The sequence below is a fragment of the Diaphorobacter sp. B2A2W2 genome (assembly GCF_056730635.1).
Window position 1 is genome coordinate 118,830 of sequence record NZ_JBWZOR010000002.1, and the last position, 14,966, is coordinate 133,795.

The 14,966-nt window shown below is 70.7% G+C and carries 9 protein-coding genes; 5 read left to right on the plus strand and 4 right to left on the minus strand.

Going from position 1 to position 14,966, the window contains the following annotated elements; translation table 11 throughout:
• Positions 1 to 187: 187 nt before the first annotated feature.
• Positions 188 to 2,065 (plus strand): DEAD/DEAH box helicase, encoded by a 1,878-nt coding sequence (locus AC1PPL_RS03830; RefSeq protein WP_088886187.1) that lies wholly within the window; start codon positions 188 to 190, stop codon positions 2,063 to 2,065.
• A gap of 276 nt (positions 2,066 to 2,341) precedes the next feature.
• On the opposite strand, the gene AC1PPL_RS03835 is transcribed toward AC1PPL_RS03830, so the two are convergent.
• The 4 genes from AC1PPL_RS03835 to AC1PPL_RS03850 form a co-directional block, all read right to left on the minus strand.
• Positions 2,342 to 3,577, minus strand: coding sequence for a multidrug effflux MFS transporter (locus AC1PPL_RS03835; RefSeq protein WP_287966342.1), 1,236 nt, complete (start codon positions 3,575 to 3,577; stop codon positions 2,342 to 2,344).
• A gap of 180 nt (positions 3,578 to 3,757) precedes the next feature.
• Positions 3,758 to 4,246 carry a copper chaperone PCu(A)C gene (locus tag AC1PPL_RS03840; RefSeq protein WP_103737388.1) on the minus strand — a complete coding sequence of 163 codons (489 nt, stop codon included), beginning with the start codon at positions 4,244 to 4,246 and terminating at the stop codon, positions 3,758 to 3,760.
• Positions 4,247 to 4,339: 93 nt separating this feature from the next.
• Complete coding sequence (locus AC1PPL_RS03845) at positions 4,340 to 4,732, minus strand: DUF2946 family protein (RefSeq protein WP_252102158.1); 393 nt, start codon at positions 4,730 to 4,732, stop codon at positions 4,340 to 4,342.
• A gap of 77 nt (positions 4,733 to 4,809) precedes the next feature.
• Positions 4,810 to 5,550 carry a Crp/Fnr family transcriptional regulator gene (locus AC1PPL_RS03850; protein WP_479972682.1) on the minus strand — a complete coding sequence of 247 codons (741 nt, stop codon included), beginning with the start codon at positions 5,548 to 5,550 and terminating at the stop codon, positions 4,810 to 4,812.
• A 75-nt stretch (positions 5,551 to 5,625) separates the two neighbouring features.
• Between AC1PPL_RS03850 and AC1PPL_RS03855 the strand changes: the two genes are divergently transcribed.
• From AC1PPL_RS03855 to cobN, 4 genes are all read left to right on the plus strand, one after another.
• Positions 5,626 to 7,779, plus strand: coding sequence for a TonB-dependent receptor family protein (locus AC1PPL_RS03855; RefSeq protein WP_479972683.1), 2,154 nt, complete (start codon positions 5,626 to 5,628; stop codon positions 7,777 to 7,779).
• A gap of 10 nt (positions 7,780 to 7,789) precedes the next feature.
• Positions 7,790 to 8,920 (plus strand): ABC transporter substrate-binding protein, encoded by a 1,131-nt coding sequence (locus AC1PPL_RS03860; RefSeq protein WP_287984310.1) that lies wholly within the window; start codon positions 7,790 to 7,792, stop codon positions 8,918 to 8,920.
• On the plus strand, positions 8,905 to 10,857 hold the full coding sequence (locus AC1PPL_RS03865) for a TonB-dependent receptor plug domain-containing protein (RefSeq protein ID WP_479972684.1): 1,953 nt from the start codon (positions 8,905 to 8,907) through the stop codon (positions 10,855 to 10,857). Before AC1PPL_RS03860 ends, AC1PPL_RS03865 begins: the two co-directional genes overlap by 16 nt.
• An 85-nt stretch (positions 10,858 to 10,942) precedes the next feature.
• A complete protein-coding gene (gene cobN, locus AC1PPL_RS03870; RefSeq protein ID WP_479972685.1) occupies positions 10,943 to 14,953 on the plus strand; it encodes a cobaltochelatase subunit CobN in 4,011 nt (1,336 codons plus the stop codon).
• Positions 14,954 to 14,966 lie beyond the last annotated feature (13 nt).

The following is a 14,966-nucleotide window of genomic DNA, read 5'->3' on the forward strand; positions in this document are numbered from 1 at the left end:
CCCTTGCGCATCTCCCTTCTCACAATGGGTTGCGGGCCTTGAACGGTTTCCAGCGTTCCAGTGCCTGCGTCAATGACCCACCCGCCCAGCTCTCACTGCTGGTGCAGGTTTCGTTGGATGGTTGATGTTTTGATGAACCACTGACGAAGCCGCCGCGGGTTGCACCCGCGCGCTTCATACATACGACATGACAGACACCATGCACGTGCAGGGCGAGATCGCGCCTGCCCAATCCCCTATGGCCGCTTCGATTGAGGCGCCTGTTTCTCCTACCACCGCCGCGCCCGCTCTGCCCGCCGGCTTCATCGAACTGGGCCTTGCGCCCGAACTGGTGCAGGCTGTGGCCGACCTCGGCTACACCGAGCCCACGCAGGTGCAGACTCGCGCGATTCCCTTGGCCATGGGCTCGGGCGATGACGCGAGCTTCATCGATCTGATGGTCTCCAGCCAGACTGGCAGCGGCAAGACTGCGGCCTTCCTGCTGCCCGTGCTGCACACGCTGATCCGCCAACAGGCCGAGGCCGAAGTCGCTGAGCGCGCCGCCTTCGAGCGCGCCGCCGCCGAGGCGGCCGCGCGTGGCGAGGCTCCCCCGAAGCGACCCAAGCGCAAGAACCCCACGCAGGCGCGCAACTTCAAGGCGGCGACGCCCGGCGCGCTGGTGCTGTGCCCCACGCGCGAACTGGCGCAACAGGTGGCGCACGATGCCATCGATTTGGTCAAGCACTGCAAGGGCCTGCGCATCGCCAACGTGGTGGGTGGCATGCCCTACCAGTTGCAGATCGCCAAGCTGCAGAATGCCAACCTGGTGGTGGCGACGCCGGGCCGCCTGCTGGACCTGCAGCGTTCGCAGCAGATCAAGCTGGACCAGGTGCAGTTCCTGGTGGTCGATGAGGCCGACCGCATGCTGGATCTGGGTTTCTCGGACGACCTGGCCGAGATCAACCAGCTCACCGCCCAGCGCAAGCAGACCATGATGTTCAGCGCCACCTTCGCGCCGCGCATCCAGCAGCTCGCCATGCGGGTGATGCACGACAACGGCGCGTCGGTGAAGAAGATCCAGATCGACACGCCGCAGGAAAAGCACGCCAACATCAAGCAGATGCTGTACTGGGCCGACAACGCGCAGCACAAGCGCAAGCTGCTGGACCACTGGCTGCGCGATGCCTCCATCGACCAGGCCATCGTGTTCGCCAGCACCCAGGTGGAGTGCGATGGTCTGGCCAATGACCTGCAGCAGGAAGGTTTCAGTGCCGTGGCTTTGCACGGCGCCCTGAGCCAAGGCCTGCGCAACCGCCGCCTGATGGCGTTGCGCAATGGCCAGGTGCAGATCCTGGTGGCGACCGACGTGGCCGCGCGCGGCATCGACGTGCCGACCATCACCCACGTCTTCAACTTCGGCCTGCCCATGAAGGCCGAGGACTACACGCACCGCATCGGCCGTACGGGCCGCGCCGGCCGCGACGGTTTGGCCGTGACCTTTGCCGAGTTCCGCGACCGCCGCAAGATCTTCGACATCGAGGGCTACAGCCGCCAGCAGTTCAAGGCCGAGGTGGTCGCAGGCCTGGAGCCTACCCAGCGCTTCCCGCAAGGTGGCCGTGCCGACTTCGGCGGTCGTGGCGGGCGTGATGGTCACCGTGGCCCGCGCGAGCAGCGCTTTGGCCGCGGCGGCAGCGAGCGCGGCTTTGGTGATCGTGGTGGCTATGGCGACCGTGACCCACGTGGCAGCTTCGGCGACCGTGGCGGCTTCAATGACCGTGGCGGCTTTGCCGACCGCGGCCCGCGCGGCGCAGCCCCTCGCTCTGGCGAGGGCTATGGCGCACCGCGCGGTGGCGATCGTGGCAACAGCTTCGGCGGCCGCCGCGACGGTGAAGGCTATGGCCGCAAGAGCGGGTTTGGCGAAGCCTCCCGGTTTGGCGACGCCGGCCGCCATGGTGGTGGCCGCGGTGACGCTGCAGCACCCCGCGCAGACTTTGGCCGCAAGCCCGCGTTTGCCAAGCCGCAGGGCGCGGGCAAGCCGTTCGTACCCCACGGCGCCGGCAAGCGCCCGGCGCGCAACGACCGCTAAGCCGGCGGCGCGGAACACATGACAAGCCAGCCCTCTCGTCCAGGGCTGGCTTTTTTATTGCGCGCCAACTCCCCGCGAAGCGCACCGGGGCCGCGCAGGAGATCAACAACCCGTTCGTCCGGGCCGGGGCCGTGGACCTCTCGGAGGGCAGGCTATTGCGGCTTGAGGGGCGAGTTGCTGGGTGCACCGAGCCGGCCCGGCGAGTAGATGCAGAAGCTGCACGACTGCGGCGCCAGGGGCGCCGGTCGCCGCGGCACACGGGGCCGCGCGCCGCTCTCAGCCCACGTGCATGGTGTGGCGGCCGATGTCTGGCCAGCGGTGGTGCAGGTAGATCCAGGACACCAGCCCCACCAGCATCAGCAGCAGTGAGGCCGCCGCCAGCGCCAGGGCTGAATGCATGACCAGCGGCGCCACTACGCCCGCCACCAGGCCGTTGGCCGTGGCGCCCACGAATGCCTGCAGCGACGAGGCCATGCCCCGGCGCTGCGGGTACAGGTCCAGCACCAGCAGCGTGACCACGGGCACCATCAGGGCCCAGCCGAACGAGAAGATGCCGATGGGCCACAGCGCCCACGACACATGCGGCGCCAGCGCCAGGTTGGCGCCCAGGTTGAGCAGCGCCATCGCCAGCATGATCACGAAGCCGTGGCGGATCTGGCGCTTGGGCGGGATGCGACCGGCCAGCCGGCCGCTGGCCCAGGCGCCGCCCATGATGCCGGCGATGTTGATCACGAAGAACCAGAAGAACTCCGTGGGCCCCAGGCCCAGCAGCTCGCCCAGGAAGGCCGGGGCCGACAGCACGTAGAGGAACATGCCGTTGAACGGCACGCCGCTGGCCAGCGCCAGCAGGATGAAGCGTGGGCTGGTGCCCAGTTCCCAGTAGCCGCGCAGCAGGTGGCCCATGTGGATCGGCTGGCGCTTGTGCGCGGGCAGCGACTCGGGCAGCAGGCGCCAGTTGGCCACCCACAGCAGCACGCCCACGCCCGTCAAAAACCAGAACACGCTGTGCCAGCCCAGGTGCACCGACAGCCAGCCGCCTACGATGGGCGCGATGGCCGGCGCCACGCCGAAGAAAATCGTCACCTGCGCCATGACGCGCTGCGCCTGCGTGGGCGGGAACATGTCGCGGATCACGGCGCGCGACACCACAATGCCCGCGCCGGCCGACAGGCCCTGCAGCGCCCGAAACGCTACCAACTGTCCGATGCTCTGCGACAGCGCGCAGCCCAGGGAAGCGAGCGTGAAAACGGCCAGGCCGCACAGCACCACGGGCCGACGCCCGAAGCTGTCGGACAGGGAGCCATGGAACAACGTCATGAAGGCGAACGCGAACAGGTAGGCCGACAGCGTCTGCTGCATCTGCACCGGTGTGGCCTGCAGCGCGCCCGCGATGGCGGGGAAGGCGGGCAGGTACGTGTCGATGGCGAACGGCCCCACCATGCCCAGCAGAGCCAGCAGGATGGCCAGTGCCCAGCGCGGCGCGCGCCACAGGTGTTCCGCGTCAGAGTGCATGGTGTGGGAAATCGGGGGAGGGCGCGCAACGCAGGCGCCGTGCAAAGCGCCGCATTATCGGCCAACCCCCTCGTCCGCGCCCGCGATGGGCGCGTGTGGAAGCTATGCTATTGATAGCTGTCAGCGCTTGCTGTGCAAGCGCTAGAGGTCTAAAAAACCTTCAGCCGTACCGGATGAGCCTCAATGGCCGCCGTGCGGCTTGCCATGGCCCATGGCCGGCGCGGCCGTGGCGCTGACGGCGCGCACGGGCGCCTGCAACTCCTGTGTCGTGCGTTGGCCATCCTTGGCTTCGAAAACCAGCGTCAGGGGCACGGTTGAGCCTTGGGCGACGGGCTGCTTCAGGTCCAGCAGCATGATGTGGTAGCCGCCGGGCTTGAGTTCCACGGCTTGGCCGGCTGGCAGATCCAGCGCGGGCAGCGGGCGCATCTTCATCACGTTGTCCACGAGCTTCATTTCATGGACTTCGGTGACGCCGGCCACCGGGCTGCTGGCGCTGACCAGGCGGGCATCCTGCGCGGCCGTCAGGCGCATGAAGGCGCCGGTGGCCTTCTGTTGCGGCACCGTGGCGCGCACCCAGGCGTCCTGCACGGTGACCTGGGCGTGGGCTGCGCCGGCCACGAGCAGGGTGGCGGCGATGGCGAAGCGGGAGACGAGCGATTGGGAGAACATGAAAAATCCTTGAATAAACGATGGGGCAGGCGGTCAGCGCTGCCGTGGTATGCGAGAAGAGTGCGGGTGCACGGTGGCCCGTGCCCGCCGTTTTCAAAACGGTGCGAGGGCGAGTGGCGCCGCAGGCGGGGCGCGCGGCGGGAAAGGCGCGCGGCTGAGCGCCGGTACATGGGTCTGGCGCACCACATCCGCAGATGGGACATGCGGGAGCTGCTGCAGGCCGCGCCACGGGGGTGCATCCAGAGCGGGCAGCAGGGGCGGCAGGCACAGGGCGCAGTCCAGCGCATGCGCGGGGTGGGAGGCATCGTTGGTGCCCACCGCGCTGTTGCCGCCGGCGGCAACCCAGCGCTCCTCGCCCGAGGCAGTGCAGACGCGCTCTAAATGGCCTGCCTGCACGAAGGGCGCTGCCGTCGCCACGCCCAGCGACACGGCAAAGCACGCCAACAACAGGCGTGCCAGGTGACGGGCGTTGCGCAGGATGTGCATGGTGGGCGCATTATCGGTGGGTGAGGGCGCTCCGGCCAGCCGCCAGCCACCCGAGTTGCGGCACTGTGGCCAGGGCGTCAGAACGTGCGCGTGCCGGGCGCGGCGAGTTGTCGCAACTGGTGCGCATCGCACAGGCGCCAGGTGCGCCGCCCGCCGCGGATCCAGCCTTTGGCCTGCCACTGGGCAAGCAGGCGGTTCAGCGTCTCGGCGCGGATGCCCAGGCGCGCCGCCAGGTGCCGCTGGCTGGTGGGCAGCTCGACCGGCTCGCCGCCCTCGCTGCACCGCGCCACCAAGTAGGCGGCCAGGCGCTGCTGCGCATTGCTGCTGGTGAGCCAGTCCACCTCGTTCACGCAGTGGTACAGGCGCAGGCTCAGCGATTCCAGCAGCCGCAGCGCCAGCGACGGGTGGCGCTCGCACGCCGTGCGCAACGCCTGCCGGGGAATGCGCCAGACCCGCGTGGCGCCTTGCGCGCGCGCCGTCATCGGATAGAGCCCGTGCGGCATGAACATGGCCGCCTCGGCCACCCACTGCCCGGGGGTGAAACAGTGCAGCATGCGCTCCTCGCCCGTGGCGTCATAGCGCAGCACTTCCACGGCACCTTGCGCCACCAGCAGGCAGTGGCAAGCGGCTTCGCCTTCGTGGAACAGCGTTTCCCCATCGGGGTGCGTGCGCGCGAGGGCATGCTGGGCCAGATCCTGCAATGCCGGCGCCGGCAAGCCCTGCAGCAGCGCGTTCGCGCCCAACAGGCTGCTCGCCTCTCTGAAGCCCCTCTGTTGCGCGTCCGCCGCGCCGCCCGGGGCCGTGTTGATAAAAGTCATTTCATATTCCGGTTATGTGGTGGCATGCTTTGAGAATACGAATGAATCGCATTTATTTCAAATTCTCTCACTTTCATGCCGCCGCACCACCTTCCTTCCCTTTGTTCCAGTCTTCGTGCATGGACCCGCACGACGGCCCCCGCCCTGGCGCTGCTGTGCCCGCTGGCGATGGCGGCCGAGCCTGCTCCGGCGCAACTGCCCACGGTGACCGTGCGTGCCGAGGGCGATGCCGAAGCGGCCGCGCCGCTGCGCCCCTCCGTGGCGGCGGAGCAGCAGCGCCTGGACCGCGTTCCCGGCGGTACCAACCTGGCCACTCCGCAGCAGGAGACGCGCCTGGCCACGCTGCGCGACGCCCTGGACTACCAGCCGGGCATCGTGATCCAGGACTTCTTTGGTGCCATGGACCAGCCGCGCCTGTCCATACGCGGGTCGGGCATCCAGAGCAACCCGCTGAACCGCGGCGTGCTGCTGTTGCAGGACGGACTGCCGCTGAACGACGCCGATGGCTCCTTCATCATCGGCCTGGTGGAGCCGCGCAACGCCGCGTTGGTCAGCGTGCGACGCGGTGCCAACACGCTCACCCCGGGCGCGACCACGCTCGGGGGCGAGCTGGACTTCCAGTCGCTCACGGGCGCCGACGAGCGGGGCCGCGTGCGCACCGAGGTGGGCAGCTTTGGCCGCCAGGCGCTGCAGGGCGCCGTGGGCCTGCAGGGCGCGCAGTGGGATGGGCGCATCAGCGTGAGCGGCGACCGCTACGACGGCTACCGCCACCATTCGGCGTCGCAGCGCGATGCGCTGCATGCCAACGTGGGGTTCCAGGCCGCCGGCGGGTTCGAGAACCGCACCTACCTGTCGTGGACCGATCTGGACTTCGACATCCCCACCGTCGTGCCCAAGGACCGCGTGCGCACCCAGCCGCGCGGTGTGATGGGCGACGGCGCCACGCCGCAGGACCAGTTGCTCAACGTCTACCGCCGCGACCCGCGCCGTGAAGCCACGCAGCTGCGCCTGGCCAACCGCTCGCGCTGGGGTGACGATGCGCTGCGCCAGGAGCTGGGCGTCTACTGGCAGGACACGGACGACCTGTTCAACAACCAGACCAGCTACACCATCACCCGCAGCCGCACGGCAGGTGCGCAGTGGCAGGCCGGCGGGCAGACGGCCGGTCCCCTGGCCTGGCGCGCGGCGCTGGGCTGGTCGCGCAGCCGCATGGACCGCGATCTGGACGCCACCAGCCCCGTGAACGGGGCAGCGCTGCAGCGCTTTGGCGCCTATGACCTCACGGCCGACAACCTGCAGGCGCTGCTGGCGGCCGACTGGCGCCTGGCGCCGGCATGGACGCTGGTCGGCCAGTGGGGCTGGAGCCACCAGACACGCGACGCCGCCAGCCGCCTGGACGGCCGCACGCTGCAGCAGCAGTGGAGCTTTTCCACGCCCAAGGTGGGGGTGAACTGGACGCCCACGCCGGCCGTGCGCTGGTGGGCCAACTTGAGCCGCAGCCAGGAGGCGCCCACATTCTGGGAGATCGTCTCCGCCACCGTAGCGCCCAACGCCCCCGCGGCGGCCACCAGCGAGCTGGTGCGGCTGGACCTGCAGCGCGCCACCACCTTCGAGGTCGGTGGGCAAGGCCGCTGGGGCGAGGGTGCCCGTGCCCTGCACTGGACGGCCGCCGTGTACCGCAGCCAGGTGGCCGGCGAACTCATGAGCACCACCGATGCCAACGGCATCAAGGTGGGCACCTACAACTACGCCGGCGGCACGCGCCACCAGGGCGTGGAGGCAGGGCTGTCGGGCAGTTGGCCGCTGGGCATGGGCGCACTCGACTGGCGTGGCTCCTGGACGTACAGCGACTTCCGCTTCAAAGACGGCATCTACGCCGGCAACCGCATCGCCGGCGTGCCGCGCCACCTGATCAATGCCGAGGTGCTGTGGCGCGTCGCCACGGGTGCGGGTGTCTGGCGCATGGGTCCCAGCCTGCGCTGGATGCCCACTGACACGCCCACCGACCACGCCAACACCGCCGGCAGCGAGCAGGACGCCTACGCGCTGCTGGGCTTCAAGCTGGAATGGAAGAGCGGCCCCTGGACGGCCTACCTGCAGGCCGACAACCTCACCGACCGGCGCTACGCCAGCAGCTATGCCATTCGCAACCAGGCCACGGCCGCGCAGCCGGGCTACCTGCCGGGCCTGGGCCGCAACGTGGCGGCGGGCGTGAGCTACCAGTTCTGAGGGAGATGCGATGCTGACGAACCCTGTGCAGTCCGTTGACCAGGGCCGCCGCCGCCTGCTGCAGACCTCGGGTGCGTTCGCGCTCGCCGGGTTGCCGGCATGGGGCGCGGCGGCTCCCGCTGCGCCTGCCGCTCCTGCCGCGCCGCTGGCCCGCCTGGTGCTGGCCGGGCCGCCAGCCATCGTCTCGGCGCCCCTGATCCACATGGCCGAGACTCAGGCGCTGGCGGGCGTGGCCGAGCGTGTGGAGTTCACCCCCTGGCGCGACCCCGACCAGCTGCGCGTGATGGCCTTGGGCCGCAAGGCGGATGTGCTGGCCATGCCCAGCAACGTGGCGGCCAACCTCTACAACCGTGGCGCGGGCGTCACGCTGCTGAGCATCTCCACCTGGGGCGCGCTGTGGATCGTCACGCGTGATGGCGCGCGGCGCACGCTGGCGGATTTTCGCGGCGAGGAAATCGCCGTGCCTTTCCGCGGCGACATGCCGGATCTGATGCTGCAACTGCTTACCGCCCGGCAGGGGCTGGACGTGCGGCGCGACTTCCGCGTGCGCTACGTGCCCACGCCCATGGAAGCCATGCAGTTGCTCATCACACGCCGGGTGCGCCATGCGCTGCTGTCGGAGCCCGCCGTGTCCCTGGCGCTGCGCAAGACGCAGTCCTTTCCCCTCGGGCTGGTGGCGCCCGAGCTGCACCGCGGCGCCGATCTACAGCAGGAATGGGGCCGTGTGTTCCAGCGCGCGCCGCGCATCCCGCAGGCGGGTATTGCCGCTGTGGGCGCCCTGCGCGGGCAAGGCGCCGCGCTCGCGGCCGTGGACGCAGCCTATGCGCGCTCCGTCGCCTGGTGCCGCGCCCATCCCCAGGAGTGCGGCCGCATGGTGGCCGCACGCATCGACCTGCTGACCCCCGACGCCGTGGCCGACGCGCTGGCCACCAGCCAGCTGGACGCGGTGCCGGCGCAGCGGGCGCGCGCCGAGGTCGACTTCTTCTTCCAGCAACTGCTCGCGCGCGACGCCGCGCTGCTGGGCGGGCGGCTGCCCGACTCCGGTTTTTTCCACTCTCCCGCCCAGCCCCACGCCAGCAATGCGGCGCCAGCGTCCAGCCACTGCGGTCTTTCCTCAGGACGTTCATGCCACACCACTTGATCCATGTGACCCTTTGCCGTCGCCATCCGCTGGCCCTGGCCGCCTTGCTGTGCCTGTCGGGCGCCGCGCGTGCCCAGGCCGCGGCCGAGGCCCCGGCCGCCACCGCCCTGGCGCCCGTCACCGTGACCGCCACACTGACCGAGCAGGACGCCCGCACGGCGCCCGCCAGCGTCACCGTGATCACCGCGCAGGACCTCGCCGAGCGCAACGCGGCCGACCTGCTGGACGCCGTGCGCGGCGCGCCGGGCATCACCTTCAGCGCGCGCCAGGTGGGGGGGCGCAAGACGCTCGCGCTGCGCGGGCTGGAGGGCAAGCACACGCTCACACTCATCGACGGGCGGCGCATCAGCGCGAGCGACGACGTGATCGGCCATTCCGACTACCAGTACGGCTGGCTGCCGGTGTCGGCCATCGAGCGTGTGGAAATCATCCGCGGGCCGATGTCGGCGCTGTACGGGTCCGAGGCGCTGGGCGGCGTGGTCAACATCATCACGCGCAAGCCGGGCGACCGCTGGATCGGCTCGCTGGGCTTCAACGCCGCCTTCCCCGCCGGCGGCGAGGCCGCGGCCGAAGGGGGCGCCTCGCTGTTTGCGGCGGGCCCACTGAACGACCGGCTGCGCCTGTCGGTGAATGCCGAGTACGCCCACCGCGACGCCGTGGCGCAGCGCGAGGACCCGCGCTACAGCGAGATCGAAGGCCGCAAGCCGCGCAGCCTGGGGCTGAACGCCGAGCTGGACCTGGCGCCCGGCCACCGGCTGGAGGCCGGCGTGACCGATGGCGAGGAGCGGCGCTTCTACGACGACGTGAGCGGCACGCGCCCCTATGCCAACCGCTATGACCTCGACCGCCGCCAGACGCACGTGGGGTGGAAGGGCGAGATAGGCGCCTGGAAGGCGCAGGCACGCGCCTACCGCAGCGAGATCAGCGTGCGCAACAGCCGCACCAACGGCGTCAGCCCCACGCGGGCGCAGGACATGACGGACGATGTGGTGGACGGCCACGCCACCACCCGCTGGGGTGGCCACCAGGTCACCGTGGGCGGCGAGTGGCGCAATGAAGAGCTGGTGAATTCCGGCCTGCTGAACGGCCGCGACGACGTGTCGCACAAGGCCCTGTTCGTGCAGGACGAGTTCGCGCTGGGCACGAACCTGCTGGCCACGCTGGGCCTGCGCGCGGACCACCACGGCATCTTCGGGTCCGAGCTGAGCCCCCGCGCCTACCTGGTGTGGGAGGCCAGCCCCGCGCTGGTGGTCAAGGGTGGCCTGGGACATGCCTTCAAGGCGCCCACGCTCAAGCAGATCTCGCCGAACTATGTGGGCGCCGAGGGGCCGCACACCTTCCGGGGCAACGCCGACATCCAGCCGGAGACCTCCAACTCCTTCGAGATCGGGGCCGACTGGCAGGTCAGCCCGGCCTGGTCGCTGCGCGCCACCGCGTTCCATACCGAGGTCAAGCAGCTCATCACCTACCGCCTGATCCAGCAGGTGGGCACGCGCCGCACCTACCTCTACGACAACGTGGACGCGGCGCGCATCCAGGGCCTGGAGGCCGGCTTCACCTGGGCCATCACCGACGCGCTGCGCTGGAGCATGGACGCCACGCTGCTGCGCACCCGTGACAAGGCCACGGGCGAGCGCCTGTCCGACCGGCCGGACACCAGCGTGGCCTCGCGCCTGGCATGGCGCGTGGCGGGCTGGGACGCGCAGCTGGGCGCCGAGTACACGGGCAGCCAGACCAGTTCCGGCCAGCGCCTGCCCGCTTACACGCTGTGGAACGCGAGCGTGGGGCGCGCCTGGGCGCTTGGCGCGCACCAGCGGCTGAACCTGCGCGCCGGCCTGGAGAACCTGGGCGATCTGCGCCTGGCGGAGAAGTCCCCCGCGTTCGGCTATGCCGAGCAGGGCCGCCGCGTCTTCGTGAGTGCGCGGCTGGATTTCTGAACGCTTTGCGCGGGCGGTATTGTTTTGATAGCTGTTCGCGCTTGATACACAAGGGCTGGAGGCCGATTTGCTTAAAAAATGGTTGATGGGCCTGATGCTGCTGCTTACGGGCGCGGCGCAGGCGGCATCGGTGCTGTTCATTGCCACGGGCAACGTACCGGCTGGCAAGTTCCATCAGTTGGCCGAGATCGCGCGCCCGCACGGGCTGACCGTGGAGGTGCGCTTCCTGGGCAGCCTGCCCGCCGACGTGGACGGCGGGCTGTGGCGTGGGCATGACGCGGTGTTCTTCGACAGCTACCTGCAGGACGAGGTGCGCGCGCGGCTCACGCGCGCGCTGCCCGCCCTGGCGCTGCCGCATGCCTGGCTGTACGACGCGCGTCCCGCCTGGGGCGGCGGCCTGCCCGAGGCCGTGGCGCAGCGGCTCGTGCGCTACTACGCCAGCGGCGGGCGCCAGAACTTCGAGGGGTTCTTCGCCACGCTGGCGGCGCAGCTGCAGGGGCGCGACGCGCTGGGGGCGGCGCAGGCGCCCGTGGTGTTCCCCAAGACCGGCATTTACCACCCGCGCACGCCGGGTCTGGTGACGGCCGACCCCGCCGCCTACCTGCGCACGCAGGGTGTCGATCCCACGGACGGCCAGCGCCGCCCCGTGATCGCCATCGCCCTGCACCAGCAGTACATCGCCTCGATGCAGACGGCATTTATCGACGACCTCATCGCGCGCATCGAAGCCGCCGGCGCCACGGCGCTGGCGTTCTACACGCCCATGCTCGACCCGGGCGGCGTCACGCGCGTGCTGCAGCCCGGCGGCGCGGGCACGCCGGTGCTGGCCGACGTGCTCATCAACACGCAGATCATGTTGAACGCCGACGAGCGGCGCGCCGAGTTCACGCGGCTGGGCATGCCCGTGCTGCAGGCCATGCCCTACCGGCGGGGCGACGAGGCCGCGTGGGCCGCCAGCCCGCAGGGCGTGGCCCTCATGGACGTGCCCTTCTACCTGGCCCAGGCCGAGTACGCGGGCGTGGTGGACATCCAAGTGGCCGCCGCCACGCGCGCGGGGGACGAGCAGGTCGTGCCCATCGCCGCGCAGGCCGCCGCCGTCGTCGGCAAGGCGATCAACCTGGTGGCGCTGCAGCGCAAGGCGAACGCCGACAAGCGCATCGCCGTGTTCTTCTGGAATTACCCGCCGGGGGAGAAGAACCTGTCGGCCTCGTTCCTCAACGTGCCGCGCAGCCTGCAGGCCACGCTGGCCGCGCTGCGCGGCGCGGGCTACGACACCCAGGCCGCGGACGAGCAGCCGCTGATCGCGCAGCTGCAGCGCCTGCTCGCGCCCGCCTACCGCGACGGTATGTTGGCGCCCTTGCTGCGCGATGGTCTGGCCGACCGCCTGCCGATGCAGGAATACCGCGCCTGGCTCGCCACGCTGCCCGCGGCCACGCGCAATGCGCTGCACAAGAGCTGGGGGGCGCCCGAGGACTCGTCGATGGTGGTGCGCGAAGGCAGCCAGGCGTTCTTCGTCATCCCGCGCCTCATGCTGGGCAAAGTGGCGCTGCTGCCGCAGCCGCCGCGCGGCGAAAAGTGGGCAGACAAGGAGAAGTCGCTCTACCACTCCACCAGCGCCTGGCCTTCCCACCACTACCTGGCCGTGTACCTGTGGGCGCGGCGGAACGCGGGCGATGCCTTCGTGCACTTCGGCACGCACGGCAGCCAGGAATGGCTGCCGGGCAAGGAGCGCGGCCTGGCCGTGACCGACCCCGGCATGCTGGCCGTGGGTGACGTGCCCGTGGCCTACCCCTACATCGCCGACAACATCGGCGAGGCGCAGCAGGCGCGCCGGCGCGGGCGCGCGGTGATCGTGAGCCACCAGACGCCGCCGTTTCAGCCCGCGGGGCTGCATGCGCGGCTCACCGCGCTGCACGACCTGCTGCACGCCTGGGTGGCGCAGGACGAGGGTGCGGTGAAGGAGCGCATCGCCGCCGATCTGCTGGCGGGCGCCGAGAAGCAGCGCATCGTGGCCGACATGGGCCTCACCGCCGCGCAGGCGCGCGCCGACTTCGCGGGCTTCGTCAACCAGTTGCATGCGCACCTGCACGAACTGGCCGAGACCGCCCAGCCCCTGGGCTTGCACACGCTGGGCACCGCGCCGGCCGACGCGCACCGCCTGGGCACCGTGCTGCTGATGCTGGGCCGCCCCTACTGGGAGGCGGCCGCGCGCCATGCGGGCACACCGGCCGAGGACATCGACGAAGCCCTGGTGGGCGACTACGAGCGCATGGCGCAGACCGTGCCCTACCGCCTGCTGGCGCGCCATCTGCTGGAGGGCGAAGCCGACGACGCGCTGCCCGCGCCGCTGCGAGACCACATGGCCCAGGCGCGGCAGTGGTGGCAGGCCATCGGCGCACAGAACGAACTGCCGGCGCTGCTCGCCGTGCTGGCGGGGCGGCACCTGCCCACGTCCTACGGCGGCGATCCGCTCAAGAACCCCGACGCCTACCCGACGGGCCGCAACCTGTATGGCTTCGACCCTTCGCGCGTGCCTACCCCGCAGGCCTGGGAGGCCGGCAAGCGGGCCGCCGAGCAGCTCATTGCCGTCTACCGCGAACAGCATGGCGGCACCGCGCCCACCAAGGTCACCTTCTCGCTCTGGTCGGTGGAAACCATGCGCCACCAGGGCATGCTGGAGGCGCAGGCGCTGTGGCTCATGGGGGTGGAGCCGGTGTGGGACCAGGGCGGGCGCGTCACCGGCGTGCGGCTGGTGCCGCGCAAGCAGCTCGCCCGTGCGCGGGTGGACGTGGTGCTGTCGGCCACCGGCCTGTACCGCGACCATTTCCCCAACGCCATGCAGCAGCTTGCGCGCGCCGCGCAGCTGGCCACGCAGGCCGACGAGCCCGACAACCCCGTGGCGGCCAATGCCCGCGCCATCGCCCAGCGGCTGCGCGCGCGCGGCATGGCGGAGGGCGCGGCGCTGCGCGCGGGCCAGACACGCATCTTCTCTTCCGAGTCGGGCCGCTACGGCACGGGGCTGGACGACGCGGTGCTGGCCACCGACACCTGGCAGGGCAAGGCCGAGGGCGACCGCAAGCTCGCGCAGCTCTATCTCTCGCGCATGCAGTACGCCTACGGGCCCGACGAGTCCGAGTGGGGCAGCCTGCCTGCCGCGCAACGCGGCGGCAAGGACGGGACGGGCAATCTCTATGCCGAGCACCTGCGCGGCACGCAGGCCGCCGTGCTCTCGCGCAGCTCCAATACCTACGGCATGCTGACCACCGACGACCCGTTCCAGTATCTGGGCGGCATTGCGCTGGCCGTGCGCCACCTCGACGGCAAGGCTCCGCAGCTGCTCATCAGCAATCTGCGCGGGCCGGGCAGCGGGCGCGTGGAAGGCGCGGCGCAGTTTCTCGCCAAGGAGCTGGCGACGCGCCAGTTCCACCCCGGCTACATCCAGGGCCTGATGAAGGAAGGCTACGCGGGCACGCTGCAGGTGCTGGACGCCACCAACAACTTCTGGGGCTGGACGGCCGTGGCGCGTGAGATCGTGCGCGACGACCAGTGGCAGGAGATGGCCGACGTCTACGTGCGCGACAAGCACCGCCTGGGCCTGGATGCGTGGTTCGAGCAGCACAACCCGCACGCCCTGGCGCAGACCATCGAGCGCATGCTGGAGGCCGCGCGCCAGGGCTACTGGCAGGCCGATGCGCAAACGCTGCAGACCCTCAAGAGCCGCTGGCGCGACCTGTCGCGGCGCTTCGACGTGCGCAGCGACAACGCGCACTTTGCGTCCTTCGTTGCCGAGGGGGCGCCGCAGGCCGCCGCGATGGGCTTCGGCCTGCACTCGCCTGCGCGCGCCGCGCGTCCCACGGCAACGCCAGCCTTGGCCCCGCAAGCGGCGACGGTGCCAGAGCCGCAGGCCCCGCCCGAACCGGCCCCCGAACCCGTGCCGCCGCCGCCCACGGTAACTGGCATGCGCCTGGCACCCGTGGAGCCGGTGCAGCCCCCCCGACCCACGCTGGCCACGGCCGCGCTGGGGCTGCTGCTTGTGGCCATCACCGCGGCGGGCGCCCTGCGCCAGCGCCGGCGCGCCCTTGTTCCATCCCATTGAACCTCGATACACC